Genomic DNA, 17,818 nt, shown 5'->3' with positions numbered 1-17,818 from the left:
GGCTATGGTTCAGGTTCGTAAACTCGTTTTAGCAATCGCTGCGGCTTCGGCGCTGTCATCGGGAATGGCCCAAGCGCTCGGCCTCGGCGGTCTGACCGTGAAGTCGACCCTGAATCAGCCGCTGTTGGCCGAAATCGAGCTGACGGAAGTGCAGGACCTCAATGCCTCCCAGGTAGTGCCGAGTCTGGCGACTTCTGCGGAGTTTGCTCAGGCCGGCGTCGGCCGGGTGGCGATCCTGGATGACCTGACCTTTACCCCGGTGGTCAATCCTGGTGGCAAGAGCGTGTTGCGCATCACCTCCACCAAACCCATCCGCGATCCCTACGTGAAGTTCCTCGTTCAAGTGCTCTGGCCCAATGGCCGTGCGCTGCGCGAGTACAGCCTGTTGCTGGACCCGCCGAAATTCTCCCCGCAAGCCGCGGCGGCCGCCGCTCAACTGCCTTCGACGGCACCGAGCGCCGCGCCTGCCCCGGCTCCCGCCGCCGAAACACCGGCCGCTGCGCCTCCAACGCCCGCTCCAGCGCCGGCGCCGGAACCCAAATTCACTCAATACACCACCGCCAATAACGACACGCTCTGGGAAATTGCCGAGCGGGTGAAAAATGGCGGGACTGTGCAGCAGACCATGCTGGCGATTCAGGCGCTGAACCCTGATGCCTTTATTGCCGGCAACATCAACCGCCTGAAAAAAGGCCAGGTGTTGCGTTTGCCGTCGCCGCAGGAATCAACAGCGCTGGCGCAGCCCCGCGCGGTGGCCGAAGTGGCCGAGCAGAACCGCGCCTGGCGCGAAGGCCGACGCCTGCCGAGCGGCGCGCGTCAGGTTGATGCGACCCGTCGCGACCGGGCTGGCGCTGCGCCGTCGCAGATTGACGCCAAGGACAACCTCAGCCTCGTCTCTGCCAACAAGGCGGGGGCGAAAGGCAAAGCCGGTGACAATGCCGATATCAGCAACCAGTTGGCGACAACCCAGGAAAGCCTGGATACGACGCGTCGGGACAATGCCGAGCTGAAGAGCCGCATGACCGACCTGCAAAGCCAGGTCGACAAACTGCAGCGCCTGATTCAACTGAAGAATGACCAGCTGGCGAAAATGCAGTCGTCGGGCGCAGCGGTTCCGCCGCCCATTGATGCCGCCAATCCTGCCAATCCCGCGGTCAGCCCCAACAGCGTCACCAATCCGAACAACGCCGCCAACCCGGCGATGCAGGCCCAGGTCGTGCCGAACGCAGCGGCGCCTGATGTTGCAGGCAAGGCCCCCGACGAAATCGCCCCGGAAGACGCATTGCCGGTGGACGGGGCGGCAGTTACCAGCGCCACGCCCGATCAAGCGCTGATTGTGCCGACAGAACCGGTGGTCGATGAAGATAACCGCAGCGCCCTCGAGAAGATCCTCGCCAGCCCGATGCTGATGGGGTTGATCGGCGGCGGCGCGCTGTTGCTGTTGCTGCTGCTTCTGTTGCTGCTGGCCCGCCGCCGCAACGCGCTGATCGAAGCCGAACGGCATCGTCAGATGGCACGTGCCTTGGCCGAAGAGTCTGACTTCGCGTCCGACATGGACATGCCTGCCAGCAGCTTCGAAGGCCTGGAGGCGCCGGCGCCCCACGCAAAGACGCCGCCGGCGCCGACCGTCGCCGAGCCGGTCCGCGAACATCCGGCTGACGCGCTCGTTCAGGCTGAAATCCACATTGCATACGGCCGCACCAATCAGGCGGTCGCTGTTCTCGAAGACGCCATCAAGCACGAGCCGCAGCGCAGTGATCTGCGCATCAAGCTGATGGAAGTCTATGCCGAGCAGGACAACAAATCCGGGTTTGTCGCGCAGGAGCGGCAACTGATCGCCACGGGAAAGAACCACGCTGAAGTCGAAGAGCTGAAATCCCGCTATCCGTCCATGGCTGCTGCGGCTGCCGCAGCAGCAGGGGTGGCAGCCGCAGCGGCTTTGGCAGCGGAAATGGACGCAAAGTACGTTGAAGAGCTGCTCCATGATGAGCCTGAAGTCGCCGCGCAGCCTGCTCCGGCTGCCGAAACGGTCACCGAAGTGCCGCTGGACGAGGAGTTCGACAACGCCTTTGACCTGAGCCTGGATGACCTGGACAGCGAATCGCCTGCTGCTGCGCCCAACCGCGCTGCGGCACAGGACACCGCTGCACTCGACGACCTGGACCTGGACGCGCCGTTTGCCGGGTCGGCTTCCGATGACCTGGATTTCGACGCGATCCTGCGCGAGCAGCAGGCGACATCCGTTGCTGCCAAACCGGCCGATCTGGACGATTTCGATCTGGATCTGGCAGAAGATCAGCCGGCGTTGAAGGCCGAAGACGATTACTTGCTAGGAATGGAAGACGATCTGCGTGATCTGCCGCCGTTCGAACAGCCTGCGTCGCTGGGCGCCGACAAGCCTGGGCTGGAAGACGACATCGAGTTGCCTGCCGATTTCGACCTCTCACTGGCTGACGAGATGGAAACCGAGCAGGCGTCCGAGGCGTTCGCCTCCGAGATCGACGACGTCAACGCCGAGCTGGACCGTCTGTCACAGAGCCTTGAGCAGCCACCGATCGCCAAGCCGTTCGACACGGCGCTGGACAAGCCGGTGGAAGCATCGCCTCGGTTCACCGAAGAAGATGCTCTGCTGGCGGACGACGAACCGGAATTCGACTTCCTGTCCGGCACCGACGAAGCCGCGACCAAGCTGGACCTCGCCCGGGCCTACATCGAGATGGGCGACGCCGACGGCGCGCGCGACATCCTCGATGAGGTTGTGGCGGAAGGTGACGACGGCCAGAAGACCGAAGCACGGGACATGCTGTCGCGCCTTGTCTGAGCGGATTCACCGCTGTAATAAACGACCGCTTCGGCGGTCGTTTGCGTTTCCGTGTCGGGCATTTCGGCTTGCCCTCGCCTCCGGGTTAACCGTTGGCCGCTGCCGATGGCGTCTTTCTTTTCGATCCGTATAATGGCCGCCCTTGCGAACATCGACAGGCTTTAAGCTTTTGGCAACTACAGACACCGAGGCAGAAACAGCGGCAGCCGAACTGGCCGCCGAAGGTTTTTCCAGAATCGCTCTGGGCGTGGAATACAAAGGCTCGCGCTACAGCGGCTGGCAGCGCCAGTTGACCGGCGTGCTGACCGTCCAGGAAACGCTGGAAAATGCCCTGTCTAAAGTGGCCGATTCGCCGGTGTCACTGATGTGTGCCGGGCGCACCGATGCGGGTGTGCATGCGTGCGGTCAGGTGGTGCACTTCGATACCCAGGCCGAGCGCAGCATGAAAGCCTGGACCATGGGCGCCAATATCAATCTTCCCCACGACATCAGCGTGACTTGGGCCAAGGTCATGCCCGCGCATTTTCACGCGCGTTTCAAAGCCATCGCCCGTCGCTATCGTTATGTGATCTACAACGATCAGATCCGCCCGGCGCACCTCGGCCAGGAAATCACCTGGAACCACCGCCCGCTGGATGCCGAACGCATGGCGCTGGCCGCCGAGTATCTGGTCGGTACCCACGACTTCAGTGCGTTCCGTGCCGGGCAATGCCAGGCCAAGTCGCCGATCAAGCAGCTTCACCATCTGCGCGTCACCCGCCACGGCAAGATGATCGTCATCGATGTTCGCGCCAATGCCTTCCTGCATCACATGGTGCGCAACATTGCCGGCGTCCTGATGACCATCGGGGCAGGGGAGCGGCCGATCGAGTGGGCGAAGGAAGTGCTCGAAAGCCGGGTACGAAGAACCGGCGGTGTGACGGCTCATCCTTTCGGCCTGTACCTGGTTCAGGTGGAATACCGCGACGAGTTCCCATTACCGGATCGCTACATCGGGCCGCATTTTCTCACTGGCTTCTCGGAACTGGACGGCTGACGCAGGTGACTGCATTTGCTACCATCCGGGACTTTCGCAAGGCTTGAGGTCTCCACTACATGTCAGCCGTTCGCAGCAAGATCTGCGGGATTACCTGCATAGAAGATGCGTTGGCCGCCGTTGACGCAGGTGCCGATGCCATCGGGCTGGTGTTTTATCCCAAGAGCCCGCGCTTCGTGACGGTCGAGCAAGCCCAGGCCATCGTTGCTGCGCTGCCGCCCTTCGTCAGCACCGTCGGCCTGTTCGTGAATGCCGAACGCGCTGAGCTCAAAGCCCTGCTCGACATCGTTCCCCTCGACCTCATTCAGTTTCACGGCGATGAAACCCCCGAGCAATGCGATGGCTACAGCCGCCCGTACATCAAGGCGCTGCGCGTCCAGGCTGGCGATGACATCGCAGCCATTTGTGACACCTACGTCAACGCCTGCGGCGTCCTGCTCGACACCTATGTCGCGGGTATTCCGGGCGGGACGGGTGAAACCTTCGACTGGGCACTGATTCCTAAACACTTGAGCAAACCGCTGATTCTCGCCGGCGGCCTGACGTCGGCTAATGTTTCTCAGGCCATCGCTCAGGTGCATCCCTATGCGGTTGATGTGAGCGGCGGGGTGGAGAAATCCAAGGGGCTGAAAGATCACGACAAGATCCGTGCATTCATGAGTGCAGTACACGGTGCTTAGGGCATTTGCCCGGCAACATTGGCCGGGATGTGACGGCGGACCAACGGTCGCCGTCCACTAGCCTGCCATCCGCTGATGCGCGTGGCCGAATTGATTGAGCGAAGACGTCTTGCGTCTCGTGATGGAAGTTGAGAGTGGTGTTGCTGAGTGTTGTTTTGGCAGGTCAGGCCTCGCGCCGATCGCTGTACGACATTTCGCGGCACCGTACATGACATTGGTTTAAGGGCATGCGCATGGCACCGATTGCCATCGCGTTCGAGCCATCGGTACTGGAGAAAGAAAGCATGAGCAACTGGTTGGTAGACAAACTGATCCCTTCGATCATGCGTTCCGAGGTCAAGAAGAGCTCGGTGCCCGAAGGTCTTTGGCACAAGTGCCCGTCCTGCGAAGCGGTGCTGTATCGCCCGGAGCTGGAAAAGACCCTGGACGTCTGCCCGAAGTGCAACCACCACATGCGCATCGGCGCCCGTGCCCGTCTGAATATCTTCCTGGACGCCGAAGGCCGCCAGGAGATCGGCGTTGATCTGGAGCCGGTTGACCGTCTGAAATTCCGCGACGGCAAGAAGTATAAGGATCGCCTGGTCGCCGCCCAGAAGCAGACCGGTGAAAAAGATGCGCTGATTTCCATGAGCGGCACCCTGCTGGGCATGCCGGTGGTGTGCAGCGCATTCGAGTTCTCCTTCATGGGCGGCTCGATGGGTGCGGTCGTGGGTGAGCGCTTCGTGCAAGCCGCCAACTACGCGCTGGAAAACCGCTGCCCGATGATCTGCTTTGCGGCCTCCGGCGGTGCGCGCATGCAGGAAGCGCTGATCTCTTTGATGCAGATGGCCAAGACCTCGGCCGTGCTGGCGCGTCTTCGTGAAGAAGGCCTGCCGTTTATTTCCGTGCTGACCGACCCGGTCTACGGCGGTGTTTCTGCCAGTCTGGCGATGCTGGGCGACATCATTGTCGCCGAGCCCAAGGCCCTGATCGGCTTCGCCGGCCCTCGCGTGATCGAGCAGACCGTGCGCGAGAAGCTGCCGGAAGGCTTCCAGCGCAGCGAATTCCTGCTCGACCATGGCGCAATCGACATGATCATCCACCGTCAGGAACTGCGTCAGCGTCTGGGGAACGTGCTGGCGCAGATGATGGGGCTTCCCACGCCGAAATTCGTGGCGCCGAAACTTGAGCCGATCGTTGTGCCGCCTGCTCCGGCCAACCTATGACCGCACGCTCTTTGAGCGACTGGCTCAGTTACCTGGAACAACTGCACCCCTCGGTCATCGACATGGGGCTGGAACGTTCGCAGCAGGTGGCCAGGCAGATGGGCCTGACCCGGCCGGCGCCGAAAGTGATCACCGTCACCGGCACCAACGGCAAGGGCTCGACCTGCGCATTCGTTGCTTCTTTGTTGCAGGCACAGGGCCTGAAAGTCGGCGTTTACAGCTCGCCGCACTTGCTGCGCTACAACGAGCGTGTCCAGGTGCAGGGCGTTGAGGCGACTGACGCCGAGCTGTGCGCGGCGTTCGAGGTGGTCGAGCGTGGCCGTGGTGACGTCTCCCTGACTTACTTCGAAATGGGCACGCTGGCAGCCTTCTGGCTGTTCGGGCAGGCCGGGCTGGACGCCGTCGTGCTGGAAGTCGGTCTCGGCGGGCGGCTCGATACGGTCAACCTGATCGACGCCGACATGGCGCTGGTCACCAGCATTGGTGTCGATCACGCGGAGTTTCTAGGCAATACCCGTGAGAGCGTGGCCTTCGAGAAGGCCGGGATATTCCGTGAAGGAAAGCCCGCGCTGTGCGGCGATCTAGATCCACCGCAGCCATTGCTCGACAAGGCGCGGTCACTGAATTGCCCGCTGTCGCTGCGCGGTCGCGATTTCGAGCTGCAGATCAACGCGACGGGTTGGGACTGGTCGGGCACCGACGCAAACGGCCGGAAAGTCGAACTGCATTCGCTGCCGTTACTCGACCTGCCCATGCAGAACGCGGCCCTGGCGCTGCAGGCCTACCTGCTGCTGGATTTGCCGTGGGATGAGGCGACCCTTCGCGATGCGCTCGTCAACACGCGCGTCACCGGTCGCCTTGATCGTCGCAGCATCGACTGGCAGGGCAAATCGCTGAGCCTTCTGCTGGATGTCGGCCATAACCCCCATGCGGCAACGTTTCTCGCCCAGCGCCTGAATCAGCGACCGGTGGCAGGCAAGCGGCTGGCGGTGTTCGGTCTGCTCAGTGACAAGGACCTGCAAGGCGTTCTGGCGGAGTTGAGCGAAACGTTCAGCAGCTGGGCCGTGGCGCCGCTGCCAACGCCGCGCAGTCGTCCGGCGCAAGAGATCGAACAGGCGTTGCAGAACCTTGGCGCTCGCGTGACGTCTCACCCGAGTATCGCGCTGGCGCTTGAAGCCCAGTGCGCCCACGCGACAGCCGACGACGAGATTGTTCTGTTCGGGTCTTTTTACTGCGTAGCCGAGGCCCTGGAATGGCTTGCTGGCACGTCACGGAGGAAGTGACACATGGCTTTGCTGGATAAAGCGTACAAACAGCGCATGGTGGGAGCGTTGGTGCTGATTGCCATCGCGGTGATTTTTCTGCCGATGCTGTTTTCGCGTCAGGACGAAGCCCGCCGTGTGCAGGTCGATGCGCCTGCCGCTCCGCAAGCGCCGGCCACCTCGCCGATCAAGGTCGAGCCGGTCAGCGTGCCTGAACAGCAGCCATTGCCGCAGGAGCCCGTGCCGACCGATGACGAACTGACGCAGCCTGCTCAGTCCACCCATACTGCTCAGCCCGTTCAGCAGCGCACCAGTCAGCAGCCGCCTGCCATGCCCATTGCCCCTGCGCCTTCCAGGCCTGTGGCTGTTGCGCCGAAGGCCGTTCAGACCGCGCCCGCGAAACCTGCTCCAGCGCCTACACCTGCTCCCGCACAAGCGCCCGCGCCTGTCGCGTCGGCGGCTGACACCAGCCGGGTTGATGCAAATGGTCTGTCGGTCACGTGGTCGGTGCAACTGGCGAGCCTGTCCAACCGTGCCAACGCCGACAATCTGCAGAAAACCCTGCGCACTCAGGGCTACAACGCCTACATCCGCACCTCCGATGGCGTGAACCGTGTCTTCGTGGGCCCGGTGATCGAGCGCGCTGAAGCCGATCGTCTGCGTGACACGCTGGAAAAGCAGCAGAAAATCAAAGGCATCGTCGTGCGTTTCCAGCCGGAGCGTAAGTAAGTTTCGTTGCGTCTGCCCGGGGCCGGATCTGACACCCTCGATTTAGGGTTCAACCCGCCCCGACCTCGAACAAAGTCCAATAGTTCGCCTTAATTGGCCTTCATCCGCAATCGCTGCTTACCGGCAGGCGAGTGCTCTGCTAAAATCCGCCGCCTTATCAGTCTGTAGGCTGCGACGTGTCATTTACTCCGGTTGACTGGGCGATCATTGCAATTGTCGCCATCTCCGCTTTGATCAGTCTCAAGCGCGGCTTCGTCAAAGAAGCACTGTCCTTGCTGACGTGGATCATCGCAGGTGCCGTCGCCTGGATGTTTGGCGGATCGCTGGCCCAGTATCTGGTCAACTACATCGAAGCACCTTCGGCGCGCGTGATTGCGGGCTGCACCATTCTTTTCGTCGCCACACTGCTGGTCGGCGCCATGGTCAACTTTCTGATTGGAGAACTGATTCGCGTCACCGGGCTGTCCGGGACCGATCGTTTTCTGGGCATGGTCTTCGGCGCGGCGCGCGGAGCCTTGCTGGTCGTCGTCGCGGTCGGGCTGTTGAGCCTGGGCCCGGTGCAACAGGATCAATGGTGGCAGCAGTCGAGGCTGCTCCCGCAATTTGTCATGGTCGCTGACTGGTCGAAAAACCTGATTCTCGGGATGTCCAGCAAGTGGCTAGCCAGCGGAGTCAGCGTACCTGTTGACATCCCGTTCAAGGATCACCTCCTGCCGCCTACAACGCCGCCGGAAGTGATCGGTAAATCCAGTTCCACTAAGTAGGGGTTGTGTCGCATGTGTGGCATCGTCGGTATCGTCGGCAAGTCGAACGTCAATCAGGCGCTTTATGACGCGCTCACCGTCCTCCAGCACCGCGGCCAGGACGCTGCCGGTATCGTGACCAGCCATGACGGCCGGTTGTTTCTGCGCAAGGACAACGGTCTGGTTCGGGACGTGTTTCACCAACGCCATATGCAGCGTCTGGTCGGGCACATGGGCATTGGTCACGTACGTTATCCAACGGCAGGCAGCTCCACGTCAGCCGAAGCCCAGCCGTTCTACGTCAACTCGCCTTACGGCATCACCCTGGCGCACAACGGCAACCTGACCAACGTCGAGCAGTTGGCCAAGGAGATTTACGAATCAGACCTGCGCCACGTCAACACCAACTCCGACTCTGAAGTCCTGCTCAACGTGTTCGCCCACGAGCTGGCCGTGCGCGGCAAGTTGCAGCCAACTGAGGAAGACATCTTCGCGGCCGTCACCGACGTGCATAAGCGTTGCCGTGGCGGTTATGCGGTCGTGGCGATGATCACCGGTTACGGCATCGTCGGCTTCCGCGACCCGGACGCCATCCGCCCGATCGTCTTTGGTCAGCGTCACACCGACGAAGGCGTGGAGTACATGATCGCGTCCGAGAGCGTTTCGCTGGACGTGCTCGGTTTCACCCTGATCCGTGACCTGGCCCCGGGCGAAGCGGTGTACATCACCGAAGACGGCAAGCTGCACACCCGTCAGTGCGCCACCAACCCGAAATACGCCCCGTGCATTTTCGAACACGTCTATCTGGCGCGCCCGGACTCGATCATCGACGGCATCTCGGTCTACAAGGCGCGTCTGCGCATGGGCGAGAAGCTGGCCGACAAGATCCTGCGCGAGCGTCCTGATCACGACATCGACGTGGTCATCCCGATTCCGGACACCAGCCGTACGGCGGCGCTGGAACTGGCGAACCACCTGGGCGTGAAATTCCGCGAAGGCTTCGTCAAGAACCGCTACATCGGCCGCACCTTCATCATGCCGGGCCAGGCCGCGCGGAAAAAATCCGTGCGCCAGAAGCTCAATGCGATCGAGCTGGAATTCCGTGGCAAGAACGTGATGCTGGTGGACGACTCCATCGTGCGCGGCACCACCTGCAAGCAGATCATCCAGATGGCCCGTGAAGCCGGCGCCAAGAACGTCTATTTCTGTTCCGCGGCCCCGGCCGTGCGCTTCCCCAACGTCTACGGCATCGACATGCCGAGTGCCCACGAGCTGATCGCTCACAACCGTTCCACCCAGGACGTGGCCGACCTCATCGGTGCCGACTGGCTGGTTTATCAGGACTTGAATGACCTGATCGAGGCGGTGAGCGGCAGCAAAAAGATCAAGATCGACAATTTCGACTGTTCGGTCTTCGACGGCAAGTACGTGACCGGTGACATCGACGAGCACTACCTGAACAAGATCGAGCAGGCGCGCAATGACGCCTCCAAGGTCAAGACTCAGGCGGTGAGCGCGATCATCGATCTGTACAACAACTAATCCAGACAAGGAGCAGGCGGCATGACTCAGGAATGGGATGCCGGTCGACTGGACAGCGATCTCGAGGGCGTCGGTTTCGACACCCTCGCGGTTCGTGCCGGTCAGCACCGCACGCCGGAACGCGAACACAGCGATCCACTGTTTTTCACGTCCAGCTACGTGTTCCGCACGGCAGCCGAGGCGGCCGCGACTTTCGCCGGAGAAATCCCCGGCAACGTCTATTCGCGCTACACCAACCCGACAGTGGCTTCGTTTGAAGAGCGTATGGCCGCACTGGAAGGCGGCGAGCAGGCGGTGGCGACGTCCACCGGTATGTCCGCCATTCTCGCTACGGTGATGAGCTTCTGCAGCGCCGGCGACCATGTGCTGGTGTCGAAAAGCGTGTTCGGGTCGACCATCAGCCTGTTTGAAAAGTACTTCAAGCGCTTCGGGGTCGAGGTCGATTACGTCCCCCTCGCCGAATTGTCCGGCTGGGACGCGGCGATCAAACCGAATACCAAGATGCTGTTTGTCGAATCGCCTTCCAACCCGTTGGCGGAGCTGGTCGACATCAGCGGGCTGGCGGAAATCGCCCACGCCAAAGGCACGCTGCTGGTGGTCGATAACTGCTTCTGCACACCGGCCCTGCAGCAGCCGCTGCGTATGGGGGCGGACGTGGTCGTGCACTCGGCGACCAAGTTCATCGACGGGCAGGGCCGCGCCATGGGCGGCGTGGTGGTCGGTTGCAGCGAACTGATGAAAGAAGTCGTCGGTTTCCTGCGCACCGCGGGCCCGAGCCTGAGCCCGTTCAACGCTTGGCTCTTCCTCAAGGGGCTCGAAACCCTGAACATCCGCATGCGTGCCCATTGCCAGAGCGCCCTTGAACTGGCGCAGTGGCTCGAACAGCAGGAGGGCATCGAGAAGGTGCATTACTCCGGTCTCGAGAGCCACCCGCAGCACGCGTTGGCCAAACGTCAGCAGAAGGCGTTCGGCGCGGTGGTGAGCTTTGAAGTGAAGGGTGGCAAGGATGGCGCGTGGCGCTTCATCGATGCCACGCGGTTGATCTCGATCACCGCCAACCTGGGCGACACCAAGACCACCATCACCCACCCGAGCACCACGTCCCACGGTCGGCTGTCGCCGCAGGAACGTGAAGCCGCCGGTATTCGTGACAGCCTGATCCGCGTTGCGGTAGGGCTGGAAGACGTCGCTGACCTGCAGGCGGATCTCGCGCGGGGTCTTGCTGCGTTGTAAGCAGGTGCCTGAACAAGAAAGCGAGCCTCGGGGCTCGCTTTTTTGTTCCTGATGTGCAGCTTCGTGCTTGCTGCTAAAAATCGCTCTTTTTAAAAAACTTCAAGCGGGCTATTGACTTAGGTTCGTCACCTGCGTAAATTTCGCGGCCTCAGCGAAGCAAGGGTGATTAGCTCAGCCGGGAGAGCATCTGCCTTACAAGCAGAGGGTCGGCGGTTCGATCCCGTCATCACCCACCATCGTTGAGTGTTTCACAGCAGCATCAGACGCTGAAGGATACTGAGATTCAGCAGGACGAAAGTCCACGCAATGCGCAGCGGTAGTTCAGTCGGTTAGAATACCGGCCTGTCACGCCGGGGGTCGCGGGTTCGAGTCCCGTCCGCTGCGCCATATTTTCCGAATGGGGTGTTCCCGGTTCGAGATTGAAAACCACGGTTTTCGGTCAGTGTTTTACGAAACAGGCCCAAGGGTCGGTTTCAACAGCGTTAAGCAGATGCAAATCTGTGCGACAAGCAGCGGTAGTTCAGTCGGTTAGAATACCGGCCTGTCACGCCGGGGGTCGCGGGTTCGAGTCCCGTCCGCTGCGCCATACATAGCTTCGAGGTCCTTGAACGCCTTGAAGCAACAGAGAAAGCGATCCCAGGATCGCTTTTTTTGTGCCTGCGATTTGGCGAAAGCATCGCCTGTCGCGCTGGATGCTGCACAGCCCGGCGATAAATGCCATCATCGCCGGCTGTAAACGCGGCGCTGTGCGGTGCCTGATTTCGAATTTGGAGAGCTGGACCATGGGCATGAACCAAACCATCACTGTCATCCCGCCGGGCGTACCGCTGACGGGCCATGTGTCGCCGCCCGGCTCGAAGTCCATCACCAACCGCGCGCTGCTCCTGGCTGCCCTCGCCAGAGGCACCAGCCATTTGCGCGGTGCACTGAAAAGCGACGACACCCGGCACATGTCCAATGCCCTGCGGCAGATGGGCGTTACCATCGACGAGCCAGACGACACCAGCTTCGTCGTCACCAGCAGCGGGCATCTAGAGGCGCCGAAAGACGCGCTGTTTCTCGGCAATGCCGGGACGGCGGTACGATTCCTGACAGCGGCGGTGTGCACGGTCAATGGCAGCGTAACCCTAGACGGTGACCACTACATGCAGAAACGCCCGATCGGCCCGTTGCTTGAGGCCTTGCGCAAAGGCGGCTTGAACGCGGAAAGCGCCACCGGTTGTCCGCCGGTGGTGGTGCACGGGACAGGTTCGATCACCGCCACTCGCTTCGAAATCGACGGCGGCCTGTCGAGTCAGTACGTCTCCGCCCTGTTGATGGTGGCGGCCTGTGGCGATGCGCCGATTGAAGTGGCGCTGACCGGCAAGGAGATCGGCGCCCGTGGCTACATCGACCTGACCATCGCCTGCATGCGTGCGTTCGGGGCCGAGGTCGAGGTGCTGGATGATGCGTTGTGGCGCGTTGCGCCGACGGGTTACACCGCCTGCGATTACCAGATCGAGCCCGACGCCTCGGCCGCAACCTATTTGTGGGCTGCCGAGGCATTGACGGGCGGCAAGATCGACCTGGGCGTGGCCGGGGAGGCGTTCACTCAGCCAGACGCCAAGGCCATGGAAGTGATCGCGCAGTTTCCGAAGATGCCTGCGGTCATCAATGGCTCACAGATGCAGGACGCGATTCCTACACTGGCGGTGCTGGCAGCTTTCAACGAGACGCCGGTGCGCTTCGTCGATCTGGCTAACCTGCGAGTCAAGGAATGCGATCGCGTTCAGGCGCTGCACGATGGCCTGAATCAGGTCCGGCCCGGGCTGGCCTCGGTAGAAGGGGATGACTTACTCGTTGCGTCTGATCCGAGTCTGGCGGGCACCAGCAGCAACGCCTTGATCAACACGCACTCCGACCATCGCGTCGCCATGTGTTTCGCGCTGGCCGGTTTGAAAGTGGCGGGCGTGCGGATTCAGGATCCGGAATGCGTCGGCAAAACTTACCCCGGCTACTGGCGTGCGCTGGAATTCCTCGGCGTGAAATTGGTGCACGGCGAGGTCTGAAGCCCAGAGCATGCCGGGCCTGAGGCCGTCGACTGATCGATGCCAGGCCCGGCGTGCCGATTTTTCCGACCCTGTTGCTGTCTGATCAGCGCACCCCGCGCTTCCCTGACAGGCCCACGGGTGCAGGCCCCGTGCACAGTTACCCTTTCGATGTATCCACACGGTTGCAAACTGTGCGTTGATCCCATGGCAGGCTTGTTGCAGACTTACCGGCGTTTTCTCCGGTCCACTTTCAGTCGACCAATTGCCCCAGGATGTTTGATGCCTAAATTACTGAGCTTTCGTACCGCATGCTGGGTCATTACCCTGCTGGCTGCCGCAGGCTGCTCGTCGAAAAAACCGACGGTCTATGAGCATGAGAATTTCGACGATGCCGGGACGTTCTCCCGCAACTACCCGGTGTCGGATGCCGCCACCTGCGAAGCGGCCCGGCGGGCACTGCTGAGCCAGGGCTACATCATCACCAGCAGCGATCCCAAAGTGATCAGCGGCCATAAAAGCTTCCAGCAGACCGGCGAAACCCACATGGAGATCAGCTTCAACGTGGTGTGTGCGCCGGACGGCAGTGCCGACAACAAGACCACCATGTTCGCCAACGCACTGCAGGATCGCTATGCGTTGAAGAAGGTCAACAACTCGGCGAGCCTGGGGGTAGGGGTGCTGGGCTCGGTGTCTATGCCGATTGGCTCGACCGACGACTCGATGGTCAAGGTCGCCAGCGAAACCGTGGCATCCTCCAAGTTTTATGATCGTTTCTTCGGGCTGGTGGAAAACTTCCTGCCGCCAGAGGTGAAGAAGGCCGCGCACATTGAAGAGAAGCCCAAGACCGACCTGGGCATGCCTGAGCCGGTGCCAGGCAAACCAGCGGCATTGACCGAGCAAAAACCCGCTGCTGCACCTGCCTCAGCAGCGCCGGTCACGCCAGCACCCGCCACGCCCGTTGTGCCAGCGCCGTTAGCAACGCCTGCGACTCAGCCTGCGCCCGCTGCCGAACAGAGCAGCGAGCCAATGCCTGCGCCTGCCGAACCGGAGCCGTTGAAGGCCGAAACAGTGACGCCTGCGGAGGCCGCGCCTGCCACAACGCCTGCGCCGGCGACGACCACCGAGCCGAGCGCTGCGCCAGCGGTTGAGTCAACGCCGGCGCAGTGAGCTGTGTAGCTTGACGTAAAACTTGTGAGTGACCGGGGTTCCAACTTGCTCACGAGGTCATTTCAGCCGCTGGAGATTTAGTGGCTGGTCTGGCCTATTCGCGAGCAAGCTCGCTCCCACAAGGGTGCGCTGGGCCTGCAGATCTTCGGTGTCGTTCGTAGCCGCATCCCCCCAAAAACAGCTTGTAAGCAGGGTTCTTGGTCTCGTCCCAATACGGATAGCCAATTTCCGCCAGGGCCTGGGGCACCAGATGCCGTTCATCCTCCGGCACCACCAACCCCGCCACCACTCGGCCATCCGCGGCGCCGTGATTGCGGTAGTGGAACATCGAAATATTCCATTTCCCGCCCAGCTTGTTCAGAAAGTTGAATAGCGCACCCGGCCGCTCGGGGAATTCAAAGCGCAGTACCACTTCATCGCTGACCCGCTCCGAATGCCCGCCCACCATATGCCGCAGGTGCAGTTTGGCCAGTTCGTTGTCGGTCAGGTCGAGCACCGGGAAACCCTGCTCCGTCAGGCTCGCGATCAGGGCTTTGCGCGGGTCGGTGTCGGGGTGGGTCTGCACGCCGACAAAGATGTGTGCCTCGCGGTCAGTGTGGTAGCGGTAGTTGAACTCGGTGATCTGCCGCTTGCCGATGGCCTCGCAGAACGCCTTGAAGCTGCCCGGCTGTTCCGGAATGGTCACGGCGATGATCGCTTCACGGCCTTCGCCCAGCTCAGCGCGCTCGGCCACATGGCGCAGGCGGTCGAAGTTGACGTTGGCGCCGGAATCGATGGCGACGAAGGTCTGCCCGGTGACTTCGTACTGTTCGGTGTATTTCTTGATCCCGGCCACGCCCAGGGCGCCGGCGGGTTCGGTGATCGAGCGAGTGTCATCGTAGATGTCCTTGATCGCCGCACAGATTTCATCGGTGCTGACCGTGATCACTTCGTCGACGTAATCCTTGCATATCTCGAAGGTGTACTGACCGATCTGCGCCACCGCGACGCCATCAGCGAACAGCCCGACTTGCTGAAGCACCACGCGCTCGCCGTAGGCCATGGCCTGTTGCAGGCAATTGGAGTCATCGGGCTCGACGCCAATCACCTTGATCTCCGGGCGCAGGTATTTCACGTACGCCGCGATACCGGCAATCAACCCGCCGCCACCCACCGGGACGAAGATCGCATCCAATGGCCCCTGATGCTGACGCAGGATTTCCATCGCCACGGTGCCTTGCCCGGCAATGGTGTCGGGATCGTCATACGGGTGGACATAGACGTAGCCATGTTCCTCAACCAGCTTCAGCGAATACGCCAACGCTTCGGGAAACGAGTCACCGTGCAGTACGACTTTTCCGCCCCGAGAGCGCACGCCTTCGACCTTGATCTCCGGGGTGGTCTTGGGCATGACGATGGTGGCGGACACGCCCAGCGTCTTCGCCGCCAGCGCCAGGCCTTGGGCGTGATTACCCGCCGACGCCGTCACCACGCCCCGCGCCAGTTCTTCCGGACTCAACTGCGCCAGCTTGTTGTACGCGCCGCGAATCTTGAAGGAGTAAACCGGCTGCAAGTCTTCGCGCTTGAGCAGCACGTTATTGCCCAGGCGCGCAGACAGCTGGCGGGCGGCGTGCAGCGGGGTTTCCACGGCAACGTCATACACCCGGGAGGTCAGGATCTTTTTGACGTAGTGATTGAGCAAGTCGCCCTGAGCGAGCGGCTGGGCTGGCATCTGATTCATCGTGTGGGCCTCGTGGAAAGGCTTGCGATGATCAGGTTGGCGGCGAAGAAAGCGAGGGAAGGGCGAATGATCATGTCTGGCTCCTGATGTGGTTTTTGGCCCGGGAGACAGAGATAAAAAACCCGCCTCTAGGGCGGGTTGGGTGCAAACGTCGGCTAACCCGCCATGACTGGAATGGCGGTAATAATTATCTGGCCGAAGCAATGCTGGGGTGCGTTCATGGCGTGGAGACTATTGCGAACACGGCGCGGTCGTCAAGGGGGCTAACCCCGCCATCGCTAAAAAACTGGCAGGCCGAAAAAAACGGAGGGCGAGCCCAAAGAAGGCTTGGAGATCACTTGGCACTTGCCGTTTATCCGGGCGCGTCTAGTGTTCAACGGGCCTTCATTTTTTGTTCATGAGGGCACTTTAGGGTTGGGCGCGTAGTCAGTGAATCTGCTGCTGAATGACTCAGCGACACAAAAACACCATCGATCACAAGAACCCGCCACGAGGGCGCAAAAATGGACGAGTACCAGGAAGAACTGCTGGAATACCAGGCGTACGAGATGGACCCGCTGGAACCTGCCGAAGACGCCACCGAGTTGTAAGAAAGCCCACGCCTGCCAGTCAGAGCGACTGGCGCTGGCTACGACGAAACGCACCGGGCGTCTGTTCGGTCCAGCGTTTGAAGGCCCGCTGAAAGGCTTCGGCCGACGCAAATCCCAACAAGTAAGCGATTTCGCCAAAGGCCAGTTCGGTGTCCCGAATGTAGGTCATGGCGAGGTCGCGCCGGGTGTCATTGAGGATCGCGCGAAACTGTGTGCCTTCGTCCGCCAGCTTGCGGCGCAGGGTCCAGGTCGGCAGCTTCAGTCGCGCGGCCACTTCTTCCAGATCCGGCTCCCGCCCCCCATTCAACAACGGCCCCAGCAACTGGGTGATGCGCTCGCGCAGGCTGCGGGTTCGGGTGAGCTGTTCCAGTTCCCGTTCACACACCTGCAGCAGATGCCGCCAGGTACTGGGCACGTGGTCGGGATTGCGCAGGCCAAGCTGATACTGGTTGAGGCGCAACTGGTTGACGCCCGCCGCGAAACTCACGGGCTGCTCGCAGAGCGTGGCGTATTCCGCGGCGTAGGCGGGGGCGTCGAATTCGATCTCCAGACGTTCGGCGACAAGCTTCGTCCCGCTCAGGGTCGACAGCTGATGCAGCCAGCCGCTGAGAATCGAATCCACCACGAAGCGGTTGTAGTCGTTGTACGGACTGATCGAGTAAAAACGCAGCCAGGCACCGGCGCTGTCTTCGCGCAGGCTCGACTGGCCGCGATAATTCGAGCCGTACAGCGCTTCAAAGCGAATCAGCGTCCGCGCCGCTTCCCGCACCGTTGGCGCTTGGGCAGCGGTGATGCCAGCCAGCCCGGCGTGACTCAAGCGACTGGATTGGCCCATCCTCAGGCCCAGGGCAGGCACGCCGGTGAGTTCGATGGCCCCATGGCCCAGGCGCATGTAGCGCGGGATCGACAGCCGGGCGCCGGCCTCACCCAGTCGCGCAGCGTCCAGGCCATATTGCGCCAGCAAGGGTTGCGGGTCTTTGCCCTCGCCGCGAATAGCATCAGCGAGGCTGTGAACGAAACCCACGGACAGGTCGCCCAGACGCACGCGAGGGGAGCTCAT

11 protein-coding genes, 3 tRNA genes and 2 pseudogenes are annotated in these 17,818 nt (G+C 61.7%); 14 read left to right on the top strand and 2 right to left on the bottom strand.

The features are described 5' to 3' along the window. Window positions 1-4 precede the first annotated feature (4 nt). The 14 genes and pseudogenes from ACYASU_RS10740 (at window position 5) to ACYASU_RS10675 (ending at window position 14,448) form a co-directional block, all read left to right on the top strand. Window positions 5-2,821 (top strand): motility hub landmark protein FimV, encoded by a 2,817-nt coding sequence (locus ACYASU_RS10740; RefSeq protein WP_463582782.1) that lies wholly within the window; start codon window positions 5-7, stop codon window positions 2,819-2,821. Window positions 2,822-3,032: 211 nt separating this feature from the next. Beyond that, window positions 3,033-3,857 carry a tRNA pseudouridine(38-40) synthase TruA gene (truA, locus tag ACYASU_RS10735; RefSeq protein WP_122623808.1) on the top strand — a complete coding sequence of 275 codons (825 nt, stop codon included), beginning with the start codon at window positions 3,033-3,035 and terminating at the stop codon, window positions 3,855-3,857. Window positions 3,858-3,916: 59 nt separating this feature from the next. Beyond that, window positions 3,917-4,537, top strand: a complete 621-nt coding sequence (locus tag ACYASU_RS10730; RefSeq protein WP_463582781.1) for a phosphoribosylanthranilate isomerase — start codon at window positions 3,917-3,919, stop codon at window positions 4,535-4,537. A gap of 284 nt (window positions 4,538-4,821) precedes the next feature. Next, window positions 4,822-5,742 (top strand): acetyl-CoA carboxylase, carboxyltransferase subunit beta, encoded by a 921-nt coding sequence (gene accD, locus ACYASU_RS10725; protein WP_192172945.1) that lies wholly within the window; start codon window positions 4,822-4,824, stop codon window positions 5,740-5,742. Then, window positions 5,739-7,045, top strand: a pseudogene (folC, locus tag ACYASU_RS10720) (bifunctional tetrahydrofolate synthase/dihydrofolate synthase). The gene accD and the pseudogene folC overlap by 4 nt, the downstream one beginning before the upstream one ends. After that, window positions 7,029-7,733, top strand: a complete 705-nt coding sequence (locus ACYASU_RS10715) for an SPOR domain-containing protein (protein WP_463582780.1) — start codon at window positions 7,029-7,031, stop codon at window positions 7,731-7,733. The pseudogene folC and the gene ACYASU_RS10715 overlap by 17 nt, the downstream one beginning before the upstream one ends. 176 nt (window positions 7,734-7,909) lie before the next feature. Next, window positions 7,910-8,497 carry a CvpA family protein gene (locus ACYASU_RS10710; RefSeq protein WP_463582779.1) on the top strand — a complete coding sequence of 196 codons (588 nt, stop codon included), beginning with the start codon at window positions 7,910-7,912 and terminating at the stop codon, window positions 8,495-8,497. Between the two features lie 12 nt (window positions 8,498-8,509). Further along, a complete protein-coding gene (gene purF / locus ACYASU_RS10705) occupies window positions 8,510-10,018 on the top strand; it encodes an amidophosphoribosyltransferase (RefSeq protein WP_065986403.1) in 1,509 nt (502 codons plus the stop codon). Between the two features lie 21 nt (window positions 10,019-10,039). Continuing rightward, window positions 10,040-11,251 (top strand): O-succinylhomoserine sulfhydrylase, encoded by a 1,212-nt coding sequence (locus ACYASU_RS10700; RefSeq protein WP_463582778.1) that lies wholly within the window; start codon window positions 10,040-10,042, stop codon window positions 11,249-11,251. A 160-nt stretch (window positions 11,252-11,411) separates the two neighbouring features. Continuing rightward, window positions 11,412-11,487: transfer RNA gene (locus ACYASU_RS10695), tRNA-Val, on the top strand. Between the two features lie 74 nt (window positions 11,488-11,561). Beyond that, window positions 11,562-11,638, top strand: a tRNA-Asp gene (locus ACYASU_RS10690). A gap of 122 nt (window positions 11,639-11,760) precedes the next feature. Further along, window positions 11,761-11,837 (top strand) — tRNA-Asp (locus tag ACYASU_RS10685). A 196-nt stretch (window positions 11,838-12,033) separates the two neighbouring features. Continuing rightward, window positions 12,034-13,299: a 3-phosphoshikimate 1-carboxyvinyltransferase gene (aroA, locus tag ACYASU_RS10680; protein ID WP_463582777.1), complete on the top strand. Its 1,266-nt coding sequence runs from the start codon at window positions 12,034-12,036 to the stop codon at window positions 13,297-13,299. Window positions 13,300-13,560: 261 nt separating this feature from the next. Next, a complete protein-coding gene (locus ACYASU_RS10675; protein WP_463582776.1) occupies window positions 13,561-14,448 on the top strand; it encodes a DUF2242 domain-containing protein in 888 nt (295 codons plus the stop codon). Window positions 14,449-14,617: 169 nt separating this feature from the next. Here the strand turns inward: ACYASU_RS10675 and ilvA are convergent. Both ilvA and ACYASU_RS10665 read right to left on the bottom strand, forming a co-directional pair. Next, window positions 14,618-16,159 (bottom strand): annotated as a pseudogene (gene ilvA, locus ACYASU_RS10670) (threonine ammonia-lyase, biosynthetic); the annotation flags it as partial. Between the two features lie 618 nt (window positions 16,160-16,777). Further along, entirely contained in the window at window positions 16,778-17,818 is a 1,041-nt protein-coding gene (locus ACYASU_RS10665) for an AraC family transcriptional regulator (RefSeq protein ID WP_463582775.1), read from the bottom strand.

The sequence above is a fragment of the Pseudomonas sp. HP_12 genome (assembly GCF_055283955.1).
Note: the sequence above shows the minus strand (reverse complement) of the source record. Positions and strands in the feature narration are given on the sequence as shown.